The following is a 21283-nucleotide window of genomic DNA, read 5'->3' on the forward strand; positions in this document are numbered from 1 at the left end:
CCGGGGGCTTTTCCGTGTGCCGCGCCCGGGAAGCGGCGGCGGTCAGCCCGCCCGTACGCCCCTCAGCGCCCCGAGGACGCCGTCCGCTCGCCCAGGTCCGGCTCCGGCGTCGGAACCGGCATCGGGTAGGTGGTGGCGACCACTGTGCTGTACGGGGAGTGGTTCCCGGCCTTGTCGTAGGTACGGGCCCGGTACTCGTAGGCGCGCCCGTCCGCGGGCAGCGGGTCGCAGACGCTGACCGTGGAGTCGCCGCGCGGCGGGAACTCCTTGCGCGCGATGACCGACCAGGCGCCCGTGCCCCGCTCACGGCGTTCGATCGCGGCACCGGTGAAGTCACGGAAGGAGGTGAGGATGCCGTCGACGGTCACCCCGACGCCGCCCGCGCACGACCTCAGCGTCACGTCGGGGGTGTAGACGGGGGCGACGCGGTCAGGGACTTCGAGCCAGACCTCGTCAGCGGAGCCGGCGGAGAGGCCGTGCCAGCTGTAGGTGGTGGTGCCGTTGTCGTTGGTCACGAGGACGCGGTAGTGCCGCCACTCGCCATCGGGGACGACGGGCGCGGTGGTCCAGGTGTTGCCCCTGGTGGTGCCGAGCGGGACCCACGTACCGACCTTGTTCGGCTCGTCGTTGCTCAGCACGGTGTAGTGGTCGAAGTGCGGCTCGGTGTTCAGCGGCCACTTCAGACTGACCTTGCCGGTCTTGGGGTCGTACGAGCCGGTCAGGGAGGCGACGACCGGCAGGGGGCGGACGATGGTGTCCGCGCTGCCCGTCGACACGTTGCCGGCCTTGTCCTTGGCGCGGACCTCGTAGTAGTACGGCGTCCGGTCGTCCGGGTTCACCAGGGGGTCCGTGTGGGTGCGGGCGGTGGTCGTGGCGACCTTCGTCCAGGCATTGGAGTTCACGGGCCGCCGGTAGAGGCTGTAGTTCCCCAGGTCCATCTCCTTGTTGGCGGACCAGGAGACGGTCGTCTTGCGGGACTTGACGTTGTAGGCGGTCTTCACGCCGGTGGGGGCGAGCGGCTTGACCTTGTCGTACTTGGCCGCCGTCCGGGGCTTGTACGCGTACGCGACCTTCGCGGCGCCGGACCAGTTCACGTAGTCGACGCGGAGGGTGTGCTTGCCGGAGGGGATGGTGAGGTTGACGCTCTTGGAGCGTGCGGTGTCACCGGTGTTCTTCCACAGGTCGATCTTGCGGACGCCGTCCAGGTAGACGCGGACGCCGTCCGTGGCGGAGACCGCGAAGGTGAAGGGCCCGCCGGAACCGAAGTCCCGGGTCACCGACCAGCGGACACCGAACTTGTCCTTCGGCACACCGGCGACCGGAGCCCCGGACCACTTCTGGTCGACGGCGCTGTCGCAATCGGTCTTCACCGGCTTACCGGAGAAGGCGGTGTTCTTGTAGAACGTCCGCTTGTAGACGTTGGCCGAACAGGCGGAGCCGGCGGCTGCCGCCTTCGGAACACCGGCCGCTTCCGCCTGCGGGACCGCGACCAACAGGCTGCCGAGGACGACGGCGGACATGACCCCACCGGTCCGGGCGGCGACGAGACTCTTCGGGTGCACGGGGACCTTTCACGCTGTGCCAAGAGGTACAGCGTGAAGACTCGCGGGGCGGGAGGAAGGTTGCACGGCCCAGTGAGCAAGATCGATGCGCGGATCCGGCCGGACGGCACGGGCCGAGCCCGTGGCACGAGTCGACCTGGGCGACCTGGGCGACCTGGGCGACCTGGGCGACCTGGGCGGCAAACGAAGAAGACCACCGCGTCACGTGACGCGGTGGTCTTCTTTCTGGTGGGGCTAACAGGATTTGAACCTGTGGCCTCATCCTTATCAGGGATGCGCTCTAACCAACTGAGCTATAGCCCCGCCGCGCTGTCGCGCTGACTTCTGAAGATTAGCGCACGTCGGGGCCAGTCCCAAAATCGATACTCGGCGCGCTACTCGTCCTCGGCCAGCGTGAGCTCGACGCCGCCCACGAAGCCCGCCGACAGGTTGTAGATGAAGGCGCCCAGCGTCGCCAGCGCGGTGGCCAGCACCACGTCGATCACGGCGATGACCGAGGTGAAGATGAGCACGCGCGGCAGCGACAGGAACGACTGGAGGTCGAAACCGTTGCTCTCGTTCGAGCCGGTGGCCTCGCTGATCGTGCCGCCCACGGTGGAGAAGACGCCCATCGCGTCCATCACCATCCACAGGATCGCCGCCGCCACCACCGTGCAGATGCCCAGGGCGATCGACAGCAGGAAGCTGACCTTCATCACCGACCACGGGTCGGCCTTGGCCACCCGCAGACGGGCCTTGCGGGTACGCGGAGTGGTCCGCGCCCCCGTGCGCGGCTTGCGCGTCGCCTGGGCGCCGCCCACGCCCTGCGCGCCGCCCAGCGTGCCGTCGCCGGCCGGCGACGGGTACGCCTGCGGCGGGTGGTACGGCCCCGAAGGCCCCGGTGCGGGCTCACGCTCGCCGGGCAGCGGCCCGGTCGCGTAACCCTCGTACTGGGGCTGAGGCCCTCGTGTGTCGGTCACAGTGCCCCCTTGGGAGTCCGTGGCAGGGCCACGGGCGCCGTTCGCCCCTGCTCCGGAAGTGGCCGAACCGGCGCCCGTGGCTCCACTCACGCTCTTACTCCTCGTGCTCCCCGGTCGAAGGCTCCGTGCCCTCGACAGTGCCCTCTACCACGCTCGTGGCGTGGACCTCGGCCGTCTCGCCGTCAGCGTCATCGGCCCCATCGACCTCTTCCGCCTCACGACCGGCCTCGGCATTGCGCGCGATGCCGACGACGGCATCCCGCTTGCCCAGATTGATCAGTTGGACGCCCATGGTGTCACGGCCCGTCTCCCTGACTTCATTGACTCGCGTACGAATCACACCACCGCCGAGGGTGATGGCGAGGATCTCGTCCGTCTCCTCGACCACCAGCGCACCGACGAGCGAGCCCCGGTCCTCCACGATCTTGGCGGCCTTGATGCCGAGGCCGCCGCGACCCTGGACGCGGTACTCGTCGACGGGGGTGCGCTTGGCGTACCCGCCATCGGTGGCAGTGAAGACGAACGTACCGGGCCGGACGACATTCATCGAGAGCAGTTCGTCTCCCTCGCGGAAACTCATCCCCTTGACGCCCGACGTGGCACGCCCCATCGGGCGCAGCGCGTCGTCCGTCGCGGTGAACCTGATCGACTGCGCCTTCTTGCTGATGAGCAGCAGATCGTCCTCCGCCGACACCAGCTCCGCGCCGATCAGCTCGTCGTCGCCGCCGTGCGGCATCTCGCGCAGGTTGATCGCGATGACACCGCCCGAGCGCGGCGAGTCGTAGTCCTTCAGCGCGGTCTTCTTCACCAGACCGCCCTTCGTCGCCAGGATCAGGTACGGCACGGCCTCGTAGTCGCGGATCGCGAGGATCTGGGCGATCTTCTCGTCCGGCTGGAAGGCCAGCAGGTTGGCGACGTGCTGGCCGCGCGCGTCCCGGCCGGCGTCGGGGAGCTCGTACGCCTTCGCCCGGTAGACGCGGCCCTTGTTCGTGAAGAACAGCAGCCAGTGGTGCGTCGTCGACACGAAGAAGTGGTCGACGATGTCGTCTTCCCTCAGCTTCGTCCCGCGCACGCCCTTGCCGCCCCGCTTCTGCGAGCGGTAGTCGTCCGTCTTCGTGCGCTTCACATAGCCGCTGCGGGAGATCGTGACGACGATGTCCTCCTCGGCGATCAGGTCCTCGATGGACATGTCGCCGTCGAAGGGCACCAGCTTGGAGCGCCGGTCGTCGCCGAACTTCTCGACGATCGCCGCCAGTTCCTCGCTGACGATCTGGCGCTGCCGCTCCGGCGAGGCCAGGATCTCGTTGTACTCGTTGATCTTCGCCTGGAGCTCGTCGTGCTCGGCGGTGATCTTCTGGTGCTCCAGCGCGGCCAGCCGGCGCAGCTGCATCTCCAGGATCGCGTTCGCCTGCAGCTCGTCGATCTCCAGCAGGCCCATCAGGCCCTCACGCGCGATCTCCACCGTGTTGGAGCGCCGGATGAGGGCGATGACCTCGTCGATGGCGTCCAGGGCCTTCAGGAGGCCGCGCAGGATGTGCGCCCGCTCCTCGGCCTTGCGCAGCCGGAACCGCGTACGCCGGACGATGACCTCGATCTGGTGCGTCACCCAGTGGCGGATGAACGCGTCGATCGACAGCGTGCGCGGCACCCCGTCGACGAGCGCCAGCATGTTGGCGCCGAAGTTCGACTGGAGGTCGGTGTGCTTGTACAGGTTGTTCAGGACGACCTTGGCGACCGCGTCGCGCTTGAGCACGACGACCAGGCGCTGCCCCGTACGCGAGGAGGTCTCGTCGCGGACGTCCGCGATGCCGCCGACCTTGCCGTCCTTGACCAGGTCGGCGATCTTCTGCGCGAGGTTGTCGGGGTTGGTCTGGTACGGAAGCTCCGTGACGACCAGGCACTGGCGGCCCTGGATCTCCTCGACCGCGACGACCGCGCGCATCGTGATGGAGCCGCGCCCGGTGCGGTACGCCTCCTCGATGCCCTTGCGGCCCACGACCAGCGCGCCGGTGGGGAAGTCGGGACCCTTGATGCGCTCGATCAGTGCGTCGAGCAGCTCCTCGTGCGTGGCCTCGGGGTGCTCCAGATACCACTGGGCGCCGGCGGCGACCTCGCGCAGGTTGTGCGGAGGGATGTTGGTCGCCATGCCGACCGCGATCCCCGCCGCGCCGTTGACCAGCAGGTTCGGGAAGCGCGCCGGCAGGACCGTCGGCTCCTGGTTGCGGCCGTCGTAGTTGTCCTCGAAGTCGACGGTCTCCTCGTCGATGTCGCGGACCATCTCCATGGACAGCGGCATCAGCTTGCACTCGGTGTACCGCATGGCGGCGGCCGGGTCGTTGCCCGGGGAGCCGAAGTTGCCGTTGGAGTCCACCAGCGGCATGCGCATCGACCAGTGCTGCGCGAGGCGCACCAGGGCGTCGTAGATGGAGGAGTCGCCGTGCGGGTGGTAGGTGCCCATGACGTCGCCGACGACGCGGGCGCACTTGTAGAACCCCTTCTCGGGGCGGTAGCCACCGTCGTACATCGCGTACAGCACCCGGCGGTGGACGGGCTTGAGGCCGTCCCGGACGTCGGGCAGCGCACGCGAGACGATGACGGACATCGCGTAGTCGAGGTAGGAGCGCTGCATCTCCGTCTCGAGCCCCACGGGCTCGACGCGCATGCCCACGCCGGGCACGATGGTTTCCTCGGGCGTCGCGGGTTCAGGTGTCACAGGGGTGTTCTCGTCGGCCATTGCTGGTCAAAGTCCTTTCGAGCTGCGGCGTCGCTGGTACGGCCGACTCAGATGTCGAGGAAGCGGACGTCCTTGGCATTGCGCTGGATGAACGAGCGCCGCGCCTCGACGTCCTCGCCCATGAGCACCGAGAACAGGTCGTCGGCCTGCGCCGCGTCGTCCAGCGTGACCTGGCCGAGGACCCGGTGGTCGACGTCCATCGTGGTGATCCGGAGCTCCTCGGCGTTCATCTCGCCGAGACCCTTGAACCGCTGGATCGAGTCTTCCTTGATCCGCTTGCCGTTCTGCTTGCCGAGCGCCACGAGCGCGTCGCGCTCCCGGTCCGAGTACGCGTACTCGAAGTCGTCCCGGCCCCACTTGATCTTGTAGAGCGGCGGGCGCGACAGGTAGACGTTGCCCTGCTCGACCAGCGGCCGCATGAAGCGGAAGAGGAACGTCAGCAGCAGGGTGTTGATGTGCTGACCGTCGACGTCGGCGTCCGCCATCAGGATGATCTTGTGATAGCGGAGCTTCTCGATGTCGAAGTCCTCGTGCACCCCGGTGCCGAACGCCGAGATCAGCGCCTGCACCTCGGTGTTCTGGAGGACCTTGTCGATCCGGGCCTTCTCGACGTTCAGGATCTTGCCCCGGATGGGCAGGATCGCCTGGTACATCGGGTTGCGGCCGGACTTCGCCGAACCGCCGGCGGAGTCGCCCTCGACGATGAAGATCTCGCACTTGGTGGGGTCGTTCGACTGGCAGTCGCTGAGCTTGCCCGGCAGCGAGGCGCTCTCCAGGAGCCCCTTGCGCCGGGTCAGGTCGCGCGCCTTGCGGGCCGCCACGCGGGCGGTCGAGGCGGCGATGCCCTTGCGGATGATGTCGGCGGCCTCGTTCGGGTTCCGGTCGAACCAGTCCGTCAGCTGCTCGTGGACGACCTTCTGCACGAAGGTCTTGGCCTCCGTGTTGCCCAGCTTGGTCTTCGTCTGGCCCTCGAACTGCGGCTCGCCCAGCTTCACCGAGATGATCGCGGTGAGGCCCTCGCGCACGTCCTCGCCGGTGAGGTTGTCGTCCTTCTCGCGCAGCAGCTTCTTGTCGCGCGCGTACCGGTTGACCAGGGACGTCAGCGCGGCGCGGAAGCCCTCCTCGTGGGTGCCGCCCTCATGCGTGTGGATCGCGTTGGCGAAGGAGTAGACCCCCTCGGTGTACTGCGTGTTCCACTGCATGGCGATCTCGGCGGACAGGAGGCGGTCCTTGTCCTCGGCCTCGATGTCGATCACCGACTGGTGGATGACGTCGCCCTTGCGGGAGTTGAGGTACTTGACGAAGTCGACGATGCCGTTCTCGTAGTGGTACGTGACCGTCCGCGTCGTCTCCTCCTCGGGGACCTCGACCGCCTCGGCGCTGTCCGCGCCCGCCGTCGCCTTCGCGGACTCGCGCTCGTCGGTGAGCTTGAGGGTCAGGCCCTTGTTGAGGAACGCCATCTCCTGGAAGCGGCGCGACAGCGTCTCGAAGCTGTACTCGGTGGTCTCGAAGATGTCACCGTCCGCCCAGAAGGTGACCGTCGTGCCGGACTCGTCGGTGGCCTCGTGCTTGGCCAGCGGGGCGGTGGGGACGCCGAGCTTGTAGTCCTGCGTCCAGCGGAACCCGTCGCGCCTGACCTCGACGGCGACCCGCGTGGACAGGGCGTTGACGACGGAGACGCCGACGCCGTGCAGACCGCCGGAGACCGCGTAACCGCCGCCTCCGAACTTGCCGCCCGCGTGCAGCACGGTGAGCACGACCTCGACGGCCGGCTTGCCTTCGGACGGCACGATGTCGACCGGGATGCCGCGGCCGTTGTCGATCACACGCACCCCGCCGTCGGCGAGGATCGTGACGTCGATGGTGTCCGCGTGGCCGGCCATCGCCTCGTCGACCGAGTTGTCGACGACCTCCTGCACGAGGTGGTGCAGGCCGCGCTCACCGGTCGAGCCGATGTACATGCCGGGTCGCTTGCGGACCGCGTCCAGCCCTTCCAGCACGGTGATCGCGCTGGCGTCGTACGAGGCGGTGACCTCGCCGTGCTCACCGGCTGTGGACGGGATGTTCTCGTTGGGGTTGCCGGAATCGGCCACGAAGCGCCCTTTCTGGCACAGCACAGGCCGTTCTCCGGACAGGCGGGAGCGGCTGCGTCGTTCGGCTTGTATCGACGACTCCCGCCTCAGCGGCGGGATTACCCACCAGTCTACCGGTAGCGCCGACATGAATGGGGGTTTGCGGGTACCTGAGTACGCATGTGCCGCCCTGAATCAGCGGTTGACGACTCCCCATATTCGGGGAGGGGCCTCAAGGGGCCCTGACGGGCATTGAGCGCTTCGGCCTGTCAGGGCCCCGCTACGGTGAGGGACGCTTCGGCCACACCGTCCGGTTTCCGCCGCTACGAACCCCGGCGAACCGGCAGCCCCGGACGGCCCCGGAGCCCGCCCCGCAGGTCCCGGGCGCACCCGTGCGGCAATCAGGGGCACGACAATTTCAGGCCAAAAGCGCAGCTCAGGGTTGTGGAAAGGTCATCCGATCAGCATCCCGGAGACAGCGGGGCCGTCACCCGTAGGTGTCTCCCGGGCCCTTGCTGCCGGGCGCCCGCAGCGGCCCGAACCGGCGCTCGGGGCCGCTCGGACCGACCACCTTGATCATCCGTACGGTGCCCTGCCCCAGGTCCGCGTTGAGCCGGGCCACCAGTTGCGGGGCCAGCAGCCGCAGCTGCGTCGCCCACGCCGTGGAGTCGCAGCTCACAGTGAGCACCCGCGCGGCCGGGTCCTCGTCGTAGCGCAGCGGTACGCAGTGGTTGGCCAGATCGTCGCCCACGATCTGCGGCCACCGCCCCATCACCCCGCCCACCGCCGCCGGGGTCTCCCAGCCGCGCTCGGTGATCAGCCGGTTGATCGCGGAGCCCAGCGGCTGCGGATCCCGGCCGTCCGACCGGGCCCCGGAGCGCAGCCCGCCGCCCCGCCTGGCCTGCTTACGCTGCTGGGCCGCCGCCCCCCGCGCCTTGGCCTGCTCCTTCGCCGCCCGCAGCGCGACCCGGGCGAGATCGACCCCGGCCACCTCGGGCGGTTTCGGGCTCCCCGACGCCGCCGGCGTACCACCGGAGGCTCCCTCACCGCGGGCCGCGGGCCCCGTACCGCCGAAAGCGCCACCGTCCGCGCCGGAAGCACCCGGGCCCGCCGCCTCGCCGCTCCGCCCGGTCATACCCGCTCCACCTCGCCCGCCGACACCGCGTACCGCGTCCCCGCCAGCACGCCCGGCACGTCCTCGCCCACCGCCGCCGTCACGAGCACCTGTTCACCCGGGGCCACCAGCTCCGCCAGCCGCTCCCGGCGGCGGGCGTCCAGCTCGGCGAAGACGTCGTCCAGGACCAGCACCGGCTCATTGCCCTCGGCGCGCAGCAGCTCGTAACTGGCCAGCCGCAGCGCCAGCGCGTAGCTCCAGGACTCCCCGTGGCTCGCGTACCCCTTCGCGGGCATGGACCGCAGGCTCAGCACCAGGTCGTCCCGGTGCGGGCCCACCAGCGTCACCCCGCGCTCGATCTCCTGCTTGCGGACCCCGGCGAGCGCGGCGATCAGCTGCTCGTACAGCTCGTCGCGGGTGCGCGCCGGATCGACGTCCTCGCCCACCGAGCTGCGGTACTCCAGCGTTACGGGGCCGCCGCCCGGCGCCACGTCCCCGTACGCCTTGTCGGCCAGCGGCTGGAGCGTCGCGATCAGGTCCAGGCGCTGCGCGAGCAGCTCCGCGCCGACCCGGCCCAGGTGCTGGTCCCAGACGTCGAGGGTGGACAGGTCCATGGACCGGCCGCCGTGTCTGCGCGCCATCGCGGCGGACTTCAGCAGGGTGTTGCGCTGCTTGAGCACCCGCTCGTAGTCGGAGCGGACCCCGGCCATCCGGGGGGAGCGCGCGGTGATCAGCTCGTCCAGGAACCGCCGGCGCTCACCGGGATCGCCCTTGACGAGGGCCAGGTCCTCCGGCGCGAACAGCACCGTCCGTACGATTCCCAGCACATCACGCGGCCTGACCTGCGAGGACCTGTTGATACGGGCCCGGTTGGCGCGGCCGGGATTGAGCTCCAGCTCGATCAGCTGCGAGCGCTCGCCCTGGGTGACGGCCGCCCGGACGACGGCCCGCTCGGCCCCCATCCGCACCAGCGGGGCGTCCGAGGAGACCCGGTGGCTGCCGAGGGTGGCGAGATAGCCCACCGCCTCGACGAGATTGGTCTTGCCCTGCCCGTTGGGCCCCACGAACGCGGTGACGCCCGGGTCGAGAGGAACCTCGACCCGGGCGTACGAGCGGAAGTCGGCCAGTGAGAGATGGGTGACGTGCATGGTGGCCGACCTCTCCCGACAGTGCTTCGCTGGTTGTTGAGCTGCCGACGCGTCGCCGGCGGTCCGATCAGTTCTCGGACTTGGACTCGACCGCGTGGCCGCCGAACTGGTTGCGCAGCGCGGCGATCATCTTCATCTGCGGCGAGTCGTCCTGGCGCGAGGCGAACCGCGCGAACAGGGACGCCGTGATCGCGGGCAGCGGCACCGCGTTGTCGATCGCGGCCTCCACCGTCCAGCGGCCCTCGCCCGAGTCGGCGGCGAAGCCCCGGAGCTTCTCCAGGTGCTCGTCGTCGTCCAGGGCGTTGACCGCGAGGTCCAGCAGCCAGGACCGGATGACCGTGCCCTCCTGCCAGGAGCGGAAGACCTCGCGCACGTCGGTGACGGAGTCGACCTTCTCCAGCAGCTCCCAGCCCTCGGCGTACGCCTGCATCATGGCGTACTCGATGCCGTTGTGGACCATCTTCGCGAAGTGGCCGGCGCCGATCTTGCCCGCGTGCACGGAGCCGAAGTCGCCCTCGGGCTTGAGCGCGTCGAAGATCGGCTGGACCTTCGCCACGTTCTCGTCGGAGCCGCCGTACATCAGGGCGTAGCCGTTCTCCAGGCCCCAGACGCCGCCGGAGACGCCGCAGTCGACGAAGCCGATGTCCTTGAGGCCCAGCTCGACGCCGTGCTTCTCGTCGTCGGTCCAGCGCGAGTTCCCGCCGTCGACGACGACGTCGCCGGGCGAGAGCAGCGCGGCGAGCTCGTCGATCGTGGACTGGGTCGCGGCGCCGGCCGGGACCATGACCCAGACGACCCGCGGGCCCTTCAGCTTGCCCACAAGCTCTTCGAGGCTGTGGACATCGGCGACGTCCGGGTTGCGGTCGTAACCGATGACGGTGTGGCCTGCGCGGCGGATGCGCTCGCGCATGTTGCCGCCCATCTTGCCGAGGCCGACGAGACCGAGCTCCATCAGAGATTCCTTAAGCGTCGTGGCGATAGCTTCGGGGCGTTTTCTGCCCGGGACCGAGCCTACGCCCGGGCGGGGACAGCACGGTGGGGCCCGCTCCGCGCCGAGCGGGCCCCACCGGAATCCGTCGTGCCGCCCGCGGGAGGGAGCGGGTCAGCCGGAGAGGCGCACCGGCATGATCAGGTACTTGTACGCGTCGTCCGCCTCCGCGTCCACGGCCGGGCGCCCGCTGAGCAGGGCCGGCTTGGTGGACGTGGTGAAGGAGAGCTGGGCGACCGGGGAGTCGATCGCGCTCAGCCCGTCCAGCAGGAACGTCGGGTTGAAGGCGATCGAGATGTCGTCGCCCTCCAGCACCGAGTCGACGCGCTCCACAGCCTGTGCGTCGTCGCTGGAACCGGCCTCCAGGATGAGCACGCCCTGCTCGAAGCTCAGCCGTACGGGAGTGTTGCGCTCGGCGACCAGGGCCACACGCTTGACGGCCTCGACGAAGGGGGCCGTCTCGATGACCGCGACCGAGTTGAACTCGGTGGGGAAGAGCGTGCGGTACTTCGGCAGGTCGCCCTCGAGCAGACGCGTGGTCGTGGTGCGCCCCGCGCCCTCGAAACCGATCAGGCCCTCACCGGCGCCGGAGCCGGAGAGCGCCAGGGTGACCGTGTCACCGCTGGTGAGCGCCTTGGCGGTGTCCAGGAGCGTCTTGGCGGGCACCAGGGCGACCGCGGATGCCTTGGGGTCCTCCGGCTTCCAGAGGAACTCGCGGACCGCGAAGCGGTAGCGGTCGGTGGAGGCGAGGGTGACGGTGTCGCCCTCGATCTCGATCCGCACACCGGTCAGCACGGGCAGCGTGTCGTCCCGGCCCGCGGCGATGGCGACCTGGGCGGCGGCAGAGGCGAAGACCTCACCGGGGACGGTGCCGGTGGCGGTCGGCATCTGCGGCAGCGCCGGGTACTCCTCCACAGGCAGTGTGTGGAGGGTGAAGCGCGAGGAGCCGCAGACGACCGTGGCCCGTACACCGTCTGTGGAGATCTCCACCGGGCGGTTGGGCAGGGCGCGGCAGATGTCGGCGAGCAGCCGGCCGGAGACGAGCACCGTGCCGTCCTCGTCGACCTCCGCGTCCACGGAGACCTTGGCCGAGACCTCGTAGTCGAAGCTGGAGAAGCTGAGAGCCCCGTCCTCGGCCTTCAGCAGAAGGCCCGCGAGAACGGGCGCCGGCGGACGGGCCGGGAGGCTGCGGGCCACCCAGGCCACCGCCTCCGCGAGTACATCGCGCTCCACCCGGATCTTCACCGGAACCGCCTCCTGCTGTTGCTCGCTCGCCCTGCTGGCCTTCGTCGTCTGGACCGGAGCTCCCTGCCGAGGGCTGGGGAGGCTCCGGGGTCCAGTCTGACGCACGGCACCGACAGTCGTTGCTGCTCGGGGTCAAGTCGAGCCGAACGGTCCGGGGCGGTCGACGGTCGAGTTGTACACAGGCCCCACTTCGAAGCGGATTCCTGGCTAACTCTGAGTGGTAGTAGTAGTAGGTCCTGTGGAAACGGTGGATAACGTCGTTTGCGCAGGTCAGCATCCGTTTTTTGTCCACCGACCCTGTGGGCGGCGCCCGTGGACAACCAGGGCTTTCTGTGGACAGACGAAAGTTCTGCACACCCGATGCACAGGAGGGGGCCACTTCTCCCCAGGTCCGTCCCCAGCTTTACCCACGTTCCCCACAGCCCAACCGGGCGCCTCGGTGTGACGCCTTTCACTCCGGGCGGTGAGAGCGGGTGTCGTGTTGCCGAACAGTGGACAGCTCTGTGGAGAAGCCGGAGAAAGCTGGGGACAACACGGTCCAGCCTGTGGGCCGCCGGTGGACAACCGAGCTGACCCCCTGTGGACGAATATTCTGTCCACAGGCTGTGGATCACGGTTGACCACAAATCCCCAACCATGTGACCTGGCCTGATGGAGTATCGGCAGCCGGCCCTGTGGACGCAATATGGACAACTTCCCAGTCCCCAGGCTGTGGACGGAAGATTCTCCCCCTATCTGTGGAGAAGTGGCTCTGAGCAGCCCTTATTCGAACAGCGCGAGTGCGGGGGCGACCGCTGCCCGGGGCCCGGGAACGGCGAAAGGCGCCTCGCGCGGACCGTGTGAGGCCGGTGCGAGACGCCTTCGGGGCGCGTTGTGGGGCGGTGGGGGCCCTCTTCGCGGGTGTTGTGCGGGGGTGGGGGCGCGCTCTTCGCGGGCGTTGTACGGCGGTTGGGTCAGCCGTTCTTGATGCGGTTGGTCAGCTCGGTGACCTGGTTGTAGATGGAGCGCCGCTCCGCCATCAGCGCCCGGATCTTCCGGTCCGCGTGCATCACCGTCGTATGGTCGCGGCCGCCGAACTGCGCGCCGATCTTCGGCAGCGAGAGATCGGTGAGCTCCCGGCACAGGTACATGGCGATCTGGCGCGCCGTCACCAGGACCCGGCTGCGCGAGGATCCGCAGAGGTCTTCCACGGTGAGGCCGAAGTAGTCCGCGGTGGCCGCCATGATGGCCGGTGCGGTGATCTCCGGGGCCGACTCCTCGCCGCCCGGGATGAGGTCCTTGAGCACGATCTCGGTCAGCCCGAGGTCCACCGGCTGCCGGTTGAGGGAGGCGAAGGCCGTCACCCGGATCAGGGCGCCCTCCAGCTCACGGATGTTGCGGGAGATCCGCGAGGCGATGAACTCCAGCACCTCCGGCGGGGCGTTGAGCTGCTCCTGCACCGCCTTCTTACGGAGGATGGCGATCCGGGTCTCCAGCTCGGGCGGCTGTACGTCGGTGGTCAGGCCCCACTCGAACCGGTTGCGCAGCCGGTCCTCCAGCGTCACCAGCTGCTTGGGCGGCCGGTCCGAGGAGAGCACGATCTGCTTGTTCGCGTTGTGCAGCGTATTGAAGGTGTGGAAGAACTCCTCCTGCGTCGACTCCTTGCTCGCCAGGAACTGGATGTCGTCGACCAGGAGGATGTCGACGTCGCGGTACCGCTTGCGGAAGGTGTCGCCCTTGCCGTCGCGGATCGAGTTGATGAACTCGTTGGTGAACTCCTCCGAGCTCACGTACCGCACCCGGGTCCCCGGGTAGAGGCTGCGCGCGTAGTGCCCGATGGCGTGCAGCAGGTGGGTCTTGCCGAGCCCCGACTCCCCGTAGATGAAGAGGGGGTTGTACGCCTTCGCGGGGGCCTCGGCGACGGCGACGGCCGCGGCGTGCGCGAACCGGTTGGACGCGCCGATGACGAAGGTGTCGAAGAGGTACTTCGGGTTCAGCCGGGCGTGCGGCTCGCCGGGTCCCGGCGCGGGAGCCGGCTGGGCGCCCATCGGCCCGGGCGCCGAGCCGCCGGTGCGCCCGGGACCCGGGCCGCCCTGGCGGTGCTGCGGCTGCTGGTCGTGCCGGTCGCGCTGCTGCTCGTACCCCTGGCGCTCGGGCGGCTGCGACCGGTAGTCGTGCTGCGGCTGCTGGGGGCGGCCCGTGCCGTACGGCTCGCGCCACTGCTCGGGCGGCTGCTCGCGGTACGGCTCGCTGTCGCGGTAGGTGTCGGAGGCGGGCTGCTCGCGGTCCTGGTAGCCCCCGTGGCGCGGCTGCTGCCAGGAGAGGTCGTCCTGGGTGCGCGGCCAGGCGCCCGGCTCGGGGCGCTGCTGCTGGTAGTCGGGGTAGGCGGGGCGGGCCGTGGGCATGCCGTCGTCGGAGGGCCGGTGACCGTAACCGTCGTACCCGTCGTCGCGGGCGTCGTCGCGCGGCTGCCCCTGGTAGCGGTGGCCCTGCTGGCTCTGGTGCGACGGGTGCATCGGGGGCGCCGGCGGGGAGGGCGGTTCGCCCGCGGAGTCGTCGACGGTGATCGCGATGCGGATGGGACGGCCGCACTCGCGGGTCAGGGTCTCGCTGATGAGCGGCGCGAGGCGGCCTTCCAGGACGCGCTTGCCCCATTCATTGGGGACGGCCAGCAGCGCGGTGTCCGCGACGAGCGCCAGCGGCTGGCACCGCTCGATCCACTGCTTGTCCTTCGGCTCGATGCCCTGCTGGCCCTCCCCGAGGAGTTGTTCCAGCACTCGTGGCCACACTGCGGCAAGATCGGCAGGTACGTCAGCCACAAGGCACGCTCTCTCGCATGTCCCACGAATGTGTGGTTCTCGGGACGGGATGGGTCGGGATGGGTGAGGCCCGGCAGTCGGGAAGGAAAAGAACCGGAGTTCAGCCACGGTAGTCAGGCCGGGCCGCGCGGTTCAAGTTGTTGTCCACAGGCTGTGCACAATGGGGGGTCGCGCGGAGCCGGTTTGACCGGATGGCGTAGCCGCGCGTACCGTGACCAGGTCGAGTTGTCGATGGCTGCTGCCGCCTGCCTCCGATGGGCAAAGATCACGATCTGTGATTGTGAAGCGGTGCACTAAGGCGTTTACGCGAGTTCCTCGTGGGCGCACGGTGACAGCCAGGCGATGTCCCGCCAAGACACGAATCATTTCTGGAGCCCCCGAGTGAGCAAGCGCACCTTCCAGCCGAACAACCGCCGTCGCGCCAAGACCCACGGCTTCCGTCTGCGCATGCGTACCCGTGCCGGCCGTGCGATCCTCGCGAACCGCCGCGGCAAGGGCCGCAGCAGCCTGTCCGCCTGATCGCTTACAGGTCCATGACGTGCTGCCTACCGAGAATCGGCTGAGGCGGCGCGAGGACTTCGCGACCGCGGTACGACGAGGACGTCGAGCCGGACGTCCGCTGCTCGTCGTCCATCTACGCAGCGGTGAAACGGACCCGCACGTGACTGGGGAGACTGTTCCCCCGCCGCGTGCGGGTTTCGTCGTCAGCAAGGCGGTGGGCGGCGCTGTCGTCCGCACCTCGGTGAAGCGGAGGCTTCGCCATCTGGTCCGCGACCGGCTGGCGCTGTTGCCCCCCGGTAGCCTTGTTGTCGTACGAGCGCTGCCCGGTGCGGGCGACGCCGACCATGCACAGCTGGCCCGAGACCTGGACGCCGCCCTTCAGCGGCTGCTGGGAGGGGGCGCGCGATGAAGTACCCGCTGCTTGCTCTCATCAAGCTGTACCAGTGGACGATCAGCCCACTGCTCGGGCCTGTCTGCCGCTACTACCCGTCGTGTTCCCACTATGGATATACGGCTATCGACCGGCACGGTGCGATCAAGGGAACAGCGCTGACCGCCTGGCGCATCCTGCGGTGCAATCCGTGGTCACCCGGCGGTGTGGACCATGTCCCGCCGCGCAAGCGTCCGCGGTGGCACGAACTGCTGCGCAACGGCCTGCGCGGTGGCAAGGGCGGGGAGCCCGCCGCTGATGTGCCGCCCGGGGGGTCGGTCTCCGAACCCCCGAGCCCGGCCACAGAGACCTCGCCCAATGCTCAAGGAGCCTGATTAGTGGACACGATTGCCAGTCTGTTCAGCTTTATCACCACGCCCGTCTCGTGGATCATCGTCCAGTTCCACAAGGTCTACGGAGCGCTGTTCGGCGATGACTCCGGGTGGGCCTGGGGCCTGTCGATCGTGTCCCTGGTGGTGCTGATCCGGATCTGCCTGATCCCGCTCTTCGTGAAGCAGATCAAGTCGACCCGCAATATGCAGGTGCTCCAGCCGAAGATGAAGGCGATCCAGGAGCGCTACAAGAACGACAAGCAGCGTCAGTCCGAAGAGATGATGAAGCTGTACAAGGAGACGGGCACCAACCCGCTCTCCTCGTGCCTTCCCATCCTGGCGCAGTCCCCGTTCTTCTTCGCCCTGTACCACGTGCTGTCGTCCATCGCCTCGGGCAAGAAGATCGGCGCGATCAACCAGGACCTGCTGGACAGCGCCCGTGAGGCCCATATCTTCGGCGCGCCGCTGGCCGCGAAGTTCATGGACAGCGCCGACAAGGTCACCTCGCTCAACGCCGATCTGACCGATGTCCGCATCGTCACCGCGCTCATGATCGTGCTGATGTCGGCCTCGCAGTTCTTCACCCAGCGCCAGCTGATGACGAAGAACGTCGACCTGACGGTGAAGACCCCGTACATGCAGCAGCAGAAGATGCTGATGTACGTGTTCCCGATCATCTTCGCCGTGATGGGCATCAACTTCCCCGTCGGTGTCCTCGTCTACTGGCTGACCACCAACGTCTGGACCATGGGTCAGCAGATGTACGTGATCAACCAGAACCCGACTCCGGGCAGCAAGGCGCAGGACGCCTACCTCCAGCGGGTGCTCAAGCGCGTGGACTCCAGCGGCCAGGTCCGCGGCCGGACGCAGCGCAGGACCGTCAAGGCGATCGTGGCCAAGGGACCCGACCGCAATGACATCGAGCGCAAGTTCATCACCGGACTGAGCAAGATGGGGCTGGCCGCTCAGGAGGACGGCACCGTCGAGAAGAGCGAGACGGCCGTCGCCGAGGCCGAGGGCGGTGCGCCCAAGCGTCAGCAGCCCAAGCGCCAGACCAAGGCGAAGCGCCAGACGGCCGCCACCGCCGGCGGGGCCAAGGAGGAGCCCGCGGCTGCCGGCTCCAAGACCTCGCTGCAGAAGCGGGACGCATCGCAGGACGACCAGCCGAAGCCGGCGGGCAAGCCCGCCTCCGGCTCCTCACGCCAAGCCAAGTCCGGACAGCGCAAGGGCCCGCAGCGGCCCAAGCACCCGTCCAAGAAGTAAGAAGGAGTCCACCCGTGACGGAAGGCACCACCTCCACGGCCGCCGCTGAGGGCAGCGACACCCTGAGCCGCCTGGAGCAGGAGGGGGAGATCGCAGCCGACTACCTCGAAGGTCTGCTCGACATCGCCGACCTCGACGGCGACATCGACATGGACGTCGAGGCGGACCGGGCCGCGGTTTCGATCATCAGCGACTCCGCGCGTGAACTCCAGAAGCTCGTGGGCCGCGACGGTGAGGTGCTGGAGGCGCTCCAGGAGCTGACCCGGCTGGCCGTTCACCGGGAGACCGGTGACCGCAGCCGTCTGATGCTGGACATCGGCGGCTTCCGGGCCAAGAAGCGCGAGATCCTCGCCGAGCTGGGCGCCAAGGCCGCGAACGACGTCAAGACCTCGGGCCAGCCGGTCAAGCTGGACCCGATGACGCCGTTCGAGCGCAAGGTCGTGCACGACGCGATCGCCGCAGCCGGTCTCCGGAGCGAGTCGGAGGGCGAGGAGCCGCAGCGCTTCGTCGTCGTACTCCCGGCCTGACCGGATCCTTGTACTGTCGGCCCCGTCTGTTCGCAGGCGGGGCCGATCTTTGTCAGCCTGATAGTCAGCCACCCACAGTGCGCTAGTCGGTACGGAAGGACGGTCCCCGTGACGGACGCTGCAGAGCTCCCCCAGGCACCTGAAGAGGCGCAGGCGGTGTTCGGAGAGCTCTTCCCGGAGGCTGTCCGGTACGCGGAGCTTCTTGCGGATGCCGGTGTGAAGCGCGGCCTGATCGGTCCGCGTGAGGTGCCGCGGCTGTGGGAGCGGCATCTGCTCAACTGCGCGGTGCTCTCCGAGGTGGTGCCGGAGGGCGTCACGGTCTGCGATGTGGGCTCGGGGGCGGGTCTGCCGGGCATCCCGCTGGCCCTGGTGCGCCCCGACCTCAAGATCACCTTGCTGGAGCCGCTGCTCCGGCGCACGAACTTCCTCCAGGAGGTCGTGGAACTGCTCGGCCTGGACCATGTGACGGTGGTGCGGGGGAGGGCCGAGGAGGTCCTCGGGACGTTGCAGCCCGTGCATGTGGTGACGGCCCGGGCCGTGGCGCCGCTGGACCGGCTGGCGGGCTGGGGTGTGCCTCTGCTGCGGCCTTACGGAGAGATGCTGGCGCTGAAGGGCGACACCGCCGAGGAGGAGATCAACGGCGCCAGGGCCGCTCTGAGCAAGCTCGGTGTGCTGGAGACCGAGGTGCTCCAGGTGGGCGAGGGTGTCGTCGATCCTCTGTCCACGGTGGTGCGCGTGGTGGTGGGCGAGAGCCCGGGCGGTGTGAGGTTCGCCGCAAAGAGGGCCAAGGCGGCACGGGTGGGACGGACGCGCAGGCGTCGCTGAGTGGCCGCCCCGCGCGTCGCGGAGGCCCGGTCGAGTGGGGCCCGACAGCCGGCCGGCTTGGCCCTTTCCGGATGATCTCCACCGTCTAGCAGCGATATGCCGGGGAGGCGGCCATATGCACCCCCTGCGGAGTGTCGTGGCCTGGTAGTTGCCCTGCGGGGGCATCGTGTTTCACGTGAAACGTCGCTCTCTGCTGCAGGGAATCATCGGCCGCGGTCGTGCGGCTGCCACACCGCGCGACCGCAAGCCCGCAAGGGTTGCCGAGTTGTCCACAAGCGCGGATTCATCCACAGAACAGCGGGCCTCGCTGGTTCACGACCCCGAAAGCATGGCAGGCTCTGCTCATTGCGAGCCTGAAGTCGAGGAGAGTGAATCCTTGCGGTCCGACGCCAACATCGCGGGACCGATGACCGATCCGGTCCCCGGTCCCCGAACCGAGTCCGCGGCGGACGGTGTTTCACGTGAAACACCGCCACCGATGGACGACACACCCATCGGTCGTGCCGCCCAGCTGGCGGTCGAGGCCCTCGGCCGCGCCGGCGAGGGGCTGCCTCGCCCTGACCGGACACGCGTCATGGTGGTGGCCAACCAGAAGGGCGGGGTCGGTAAGACGACCACGACGGTCAACCTCGCCGCTTCGCTGGCGCTGCACGGTGCCCGTGTTCTGGTGGTCGACCTCGACCCGCAGGGCAATGCCTCTACGGCCCTGGGGATCGATCACCACGCCGATGTCCCCTCGATCTACGACGTTCTGGTGGAGAGCCGCCCGCTTTCCGAGGTGGTGCAGCCGGTCCCGGACGTCGAGGGTCTCTTCTGCGCCCCCGCCACGATCGATCTCGCCGGTGCGGAGATCGAACTCGTGTCGCTGGTGGCGCGTGAGAGCCGGCTGCAACGGGCCATCCAGGCGTACGAGCAGCCCTTGGACTACATCCTCATCGACTGCCCGCCCTCCCTCGGCCTGCTCACGGTGAACGCGATGGTGGCCGGGGCCGAGGTGCTGATCCCCATCCAGTGCGAGTACTACGCGTTGGAGGGCCTGGGCCAGTTGCTGAAGAACGTCGACCTGGTGCGGGGCCATCTCAACCCGGAGCTGCACGTCTCGACGATCCTGCTGACGATGTACGACGGCCGGACCCGGCTCGCTTCCCAGGTCGCCGAGGAGGTGCGGACCCACTTCGGCAAGGAAGTGCTGCGCACGAGCATTCCGCGATCGGTGCGTATCTCCGAGGCGCCGAGCTACGGGCAGACCGTGCTGACCTATGACCCGGGATCCAGCGGCTCGCTGTCCTACCTCGAAGCCGCCCGGGAGATCGCCCTGCGGGGCGTCGGGGTGCACTACGAGGCCCAGCACGCCCACACGAGCAGTCAGAACAGCCAGCAGAACGTTTCGGAGGGCATTCAGTGAGTGAGCGACGTAGAGGGCTGGGGCGTGGACTCGCCGCACTGATTCCCGCCGCTCCCCAGGAGAAGCAGGTGTCGGGGCCAGGGAGCGGTGCGTCGGCATCCGGCAGTGGGCCGGTGCTGACGGCGGAGCGTGGCGTGGCCGCCGCGAAGGTGACCGCGCTTCCGGCGTCGCCGGTGGTGCCGGAGCCGGCGTCCGCGCCGGAGGACCGGCCGGAGCAGGAGGTGGGGGCGACCGGTGCGTACTTCGCCGAGCTGCCCATCGGGTCGATCACGCCGAACCCCCGGCAGCCCCGTGAGGTGTTCGATGAGGACGCCCTGGCCGAGCTGGTCACCTCCATCAAGGAGGTCGGTCTCCTCCAGCCGGTCGTCGTGCGCAAGGTGGGAACGGACCGCTACGAGCTCATCATGGGCGAGCGCCGCTGGCGGGCCTGTGAGGAAGGGGGCCTGGAGCGGATCCCGGCCATCGTCCGGGCCACGGACGACGAGAAGCTCCTCCTGGACGCGCTGCTGGAGAACCTGCACCGGGCTCAGCTGAACCCGCTGGAAGAGGCCGCCGCCTACGACCAGCTCCTCAAGGACTTCAAGTGCACCCATGACCAGCTGGCCGACCGGATCGGGCGGTCCCGGCCCCAGGTGTCCAACACGCTGCGGCTCCTGCGGCTCTCGCTTCCGGTGCAGCGCCGGGTGGCCGCGGGCGTTCTCTCGGCCGGTCACGCGCGGGCCCTGCTGTCGGTGGACGACTCCGAGGAGCAGGACCGGCTGGCCCACCGCATCGTCGCGGAGGGACTGTCGGTCCGGGCGGTCGAGGAGATCGTGACGCTCATGGGCTCGCAGCCCACGAGCTCGTCGAAGCCGAAGGGCCCCCGGGCCGGTGCGCGGGTGTCGCCCGCCCTGTCGGACCTGGCGACCCGGCTCTCCGACCGCTTTGAGACCCGGGTGAAGGTCGACCTGGGCCAGAAGAGGGGAAAGATCACCGTCGAGTTCGCCTCGATGGAGGATCTGGAGCGGATTCTCGGCTCCCTCGCCCCGGGCGAGGGACCCGTGCTGGAGCGTCGACTGTCCGAGACGTCCGACGAGGACGACGAAGGCTGAGTGCGGCAGGGCCCACTCGACTGGGCAGGACCGCGTCGAGGGCGGGCGGTGTACCGGTGCTCACCGGAACACCGCCCGCCCTTTGCCGTCTCTCGGTGTCCGCTTCACCTCTGGGTGGATACGATGCGTTCTGGGATGGTGCATCCACGGTGATCGACCTCGGAGGAGGGCGGGGACCTTGCGAACAGTGAGCCGCAGCCGGCTGGTGACGGTCGGGCTGGGCCTGGGAGCCGTCGGGGGATTCGTCGGCAGTCTGTTCCACGAACGGAACGCGCTGACGGCCGCCCGA

At 69.0% G+C, this 21283-nt stretch carries 17 protein-coding genes and 1 tRNA gene; 8 read left to right on the forward strand and 10 right to left on the reverse strand.

Features of this window, described 5'->3' with window-relative positions:
• Positions 1-62 precede the first annotated feature (62 nt).
• From ACLJPL_RS16695 to dnaA, 10 genes are all read right to left on the reverse strand, one after another.
• Positions 63-1562 carry a PA14 domain-containing protein gene (locus tag ACLJPL_RS16695; RefSeq protein WP_411081625.1) on the reverse strand — a complete coding sequence of 500 codons (1500 nt, stop codon included), beginning with the start codon at positions 1560-1562 and terminating at the stop codon, positions 63-65.
• A gap of 226 nt (positions 1563-1788) precedes the next feature.
• Positions 1789-1865 (reverse strand) — tRNA-Ile (locus ACLJPL_RS16700).
• Between the two features lie 71 nt (positions 1866-1936).
• Complete coding sequence (locus ACLJPL_RS16705; RefSeq protein ID WP_411081626.1) at positions 1937-2521, reverse strand: DUF3566 domain-containing protein; 585 nt, start codon at positions 2519-2521, stop codon at positions 1937-1939.
• A 94-nt stretch (positions 2522-2615) separates the two neighbouring features.
• Complete coding sequence (gene gyrA / locus ACLJPL_RS16710) at positions 2616-5255, reverse strand: DNA gyrase subunit A (protein ID WP_411081627.1); 2640 nt, start codon at positions 5253-5255, stop codon at positions 2616-2618.
• A 47-nt stretch (positions 5256-5302) separates the two neighbouring features.
• Positions 5303-7372, reverse strand: coding sequence for a DNA topoisomerase (ATP-hydrolyzing) subunit B (gene gyrB, locus ACLJPL_RS16715; protein ID WP_411081628.1), 2070 nt, complete (start codon positions 7370-7372; stop codon positions 5303-5305).
• A gap of 442 nt (positions 7373-7814) precedes the next feature.
• Positions 7815-8318 carry a DUF721 domain-containing protein gene (locus tag ACLJPL_RS16720; RefSeq protein ID WP_411081781.1) on the reverse strand — a complete coding sequence of 168 codons (504 nt, stop codon included), beginning with the start codon at positions 8316-8318 and terminating at the stop codon, positions 7815-7817.
• A 140-nt stretch (positions 8319-8458) separates the two neighbouring features.
• A complete protein-coding gene (recF, locus tag ACLJPL_RS16725) occupies positions 8459-9589 on the reverse strand; it encodes a DNA replication/repair protein RecF (RefSeq protein WP_411081629.1) in 1131 nt (376 codons plus the stop codon).
• A gap of 67 nt (positions 9590-9656) precedes the next feature.
• Positions 9657-10541 carry a phosphogluconate dehydrogenase (NAD(+)-dependent, decarboxylating) gene (gene gnd, locus ACLJPL_RS16730; protein ID WP_411081630.1) on the reverse strand — a complete coding sequence of 295 codons (885 nt, stop codon included), beginning with the start codon at positions 10539-10541 and terminating at the stop codon, positions 9657-9659.
• A 150-nt stretch (positions 10542-10691) separates the two neighbouring features.
• Entirely contained in the window at positions 10692-11822 is a 1131-nt protein-coding gene (dnaN, locus tag ACLJPL_RS16735; protein WP_411081631.1) for a DNA polymerase III subunit beta, read from the reverse strand.
• A gap of 953 nt (positions 11823-12775) precedes the next feature.
• On the reverse strand, positions 12776-14620 hold the full coding sequence (gene dnaA / locus ACLJPL_RS16740) for a chromosomal replication initiator protein DnaA (RefSeq protein ID WP_411081632.1): 1845 nt from the start codon (positions 14618-14620) through the stop codon (positions 12776-12778).
• A 381-nt stretch (positions 14621-15001) separates the two neighbouring features.
• Here dnaA and rpmH point away from each other — a divergent pair, with 381 nt between their 5' ends.
• The 8 genes from rpmH to ACLJPL_RS16780 all read left to right on the forward strand — a co-directional run bounded on the left by rpmH (position 15002) and on the right by ACLJPL_RS16780 (position 20994).
• A complete protein-coding gene (gene rpmH, locus ACLJPL_RS16745) occupies positions 15002-15139 on the forward strand; it encodes a 50S ribosomal protein L34 (RefSeq protein ID WP_003967884.1) in 138 nt (45 codons plus the stop codon).
• 19 nt (positions 15140-15158) lie between these two features.
• Positions 15159-15530 carry a ribonuclease P protein component gene (rnpA, locus tag ACLJPL_RS16750; RefSeq protein WP_411081633.1) on the forward strand — a complete coding sequence of 124 codons (372 nt, stop codon included), beginning with the start codon at positions 15159-15161 and terminating at the stop codon, positions 15528-15530.
• Complete coding sequence (gene yidD, locus ACLJPL_RS16755; protein WP_411081634.1) at positions 15527-15886, forward strand: membrane protein insertion efficiency factor YidD; 360 nt, start codon at positions 15527-15529, stop codon at positions 15884-15886. Before rnpA ends, yidD begins: the two co-directional genes overlap by 4 nt.
• A gap of 3 nt (positions 15887-15889) precedes the next feature.
• Positions 15890-17146: a membrane protein insertase YidC gene (gene yidC, locus ACLJPL_RS16760; RefSeq protein ID WP_411081635.1), complete on the forward strand. Its 1257-nt coding sequence runs from the start codon at positions 15890-15892 to the stop codon at positions 17144-17146.
• Between the two features lie 14 nt (positions 17147-17160).
• The gene (locus ACLJPL_RS16765; RefSeq protein WP_411081636.1) at positions 17161-17673 is read left to right on the forward strand and encodes a protein jag; all 513 of its coding nucleotides are present in this window, start codon (positions 17161-17163) and stop codon (positions 17671-17673) included.
• Between the two features lie 108 nt (positions 17674-17781).
• Entirely contained in the window at positions 17782-18498 is a 717-nt protein-coding gene (rsmG, locus tag ACLJPL_RS16770) for a 16S rRNA (guanine(527)-N(7))-methyltransferase RsmG (RefSeq protein ID WP_018513875.1), read from the forward strand.
• Between the two features lie 328 nt (positions 18499-18826).
• The gene (locus tag ACLJPL_RS16775; RefSeq protein ID WP_411081782.1) at positions 18827-19903 is read left to right on the forward strand and encodes a ParA family protein; all 1077 of its coding nucleotides are present in this window, start codon (positions 18827-18829) and stop codon (positions 19901-19903) included.
• Positions 19900-20994 carry a ParB/RepB/Spo0J family partition protein gene (locus tag ACLJPL_RS16780; RefSeq protein ID WP_411081637.1) on the forward strand — a complete coding sequence of 365 codons (1095 nt, stop codon included), beginning with the start codon at positions 19900-19902 and terminating at the stop codon, positions 20992-20994. Before ACLJPL_RS16775 ends, ACLJPL_RS16780 begins: the two co-directional genes overlap by 4 nt.
• The last annotated feature ends 289 nt before the right edge of the window (positions 20995-21283 follow it).

The sequence above is a fragment of the Streptomyces sp. cmx-18-6 genome (assembly GCF_046548915.1).
In the GTDB taxonomy this organism is placed as follows: domain Bacteria; phylum Actinomycetota; class Actinomycetes; order Streptomycetales; family Streptomycetaceae; genus Streptomyces.

Coding starts and splice junctions, on each gene's coding strand:
- gyrA (WP_411081627.1), bottom strand. CDS start 5,255: ATGGCCGACGAGAACACCCCTGTGACACCTGAACCCGCGACGCCCGAG.
- recF (WP_411081629.1), bottom strand. CDS start 9,589: ATGCACGTCACCCATCTCTCACTGGCCGACTTCCGCTCGTACGCCCGG.
- gnd (WP_411081630.1), bottom strand. CDS start 10,541: ATGGAGCTCGGTCTCGTCGGCCTCGGCAAGATGGGCGGCAACATGCGC.
- yidD (WP_411081634.1), top strand. CDS start 15,527: ATGAAGTACCCGCTGCTTGCTCTCATCAAGCTGTACCAGTGGACGATC.
- ACLJPL_RS16775 (WP_411081782.1), top strand. CDS start 18,827: ATGGCAGGCTCTGCTCATTGCGAGCCTGAAGTCGAGGAGAGTGAATCC.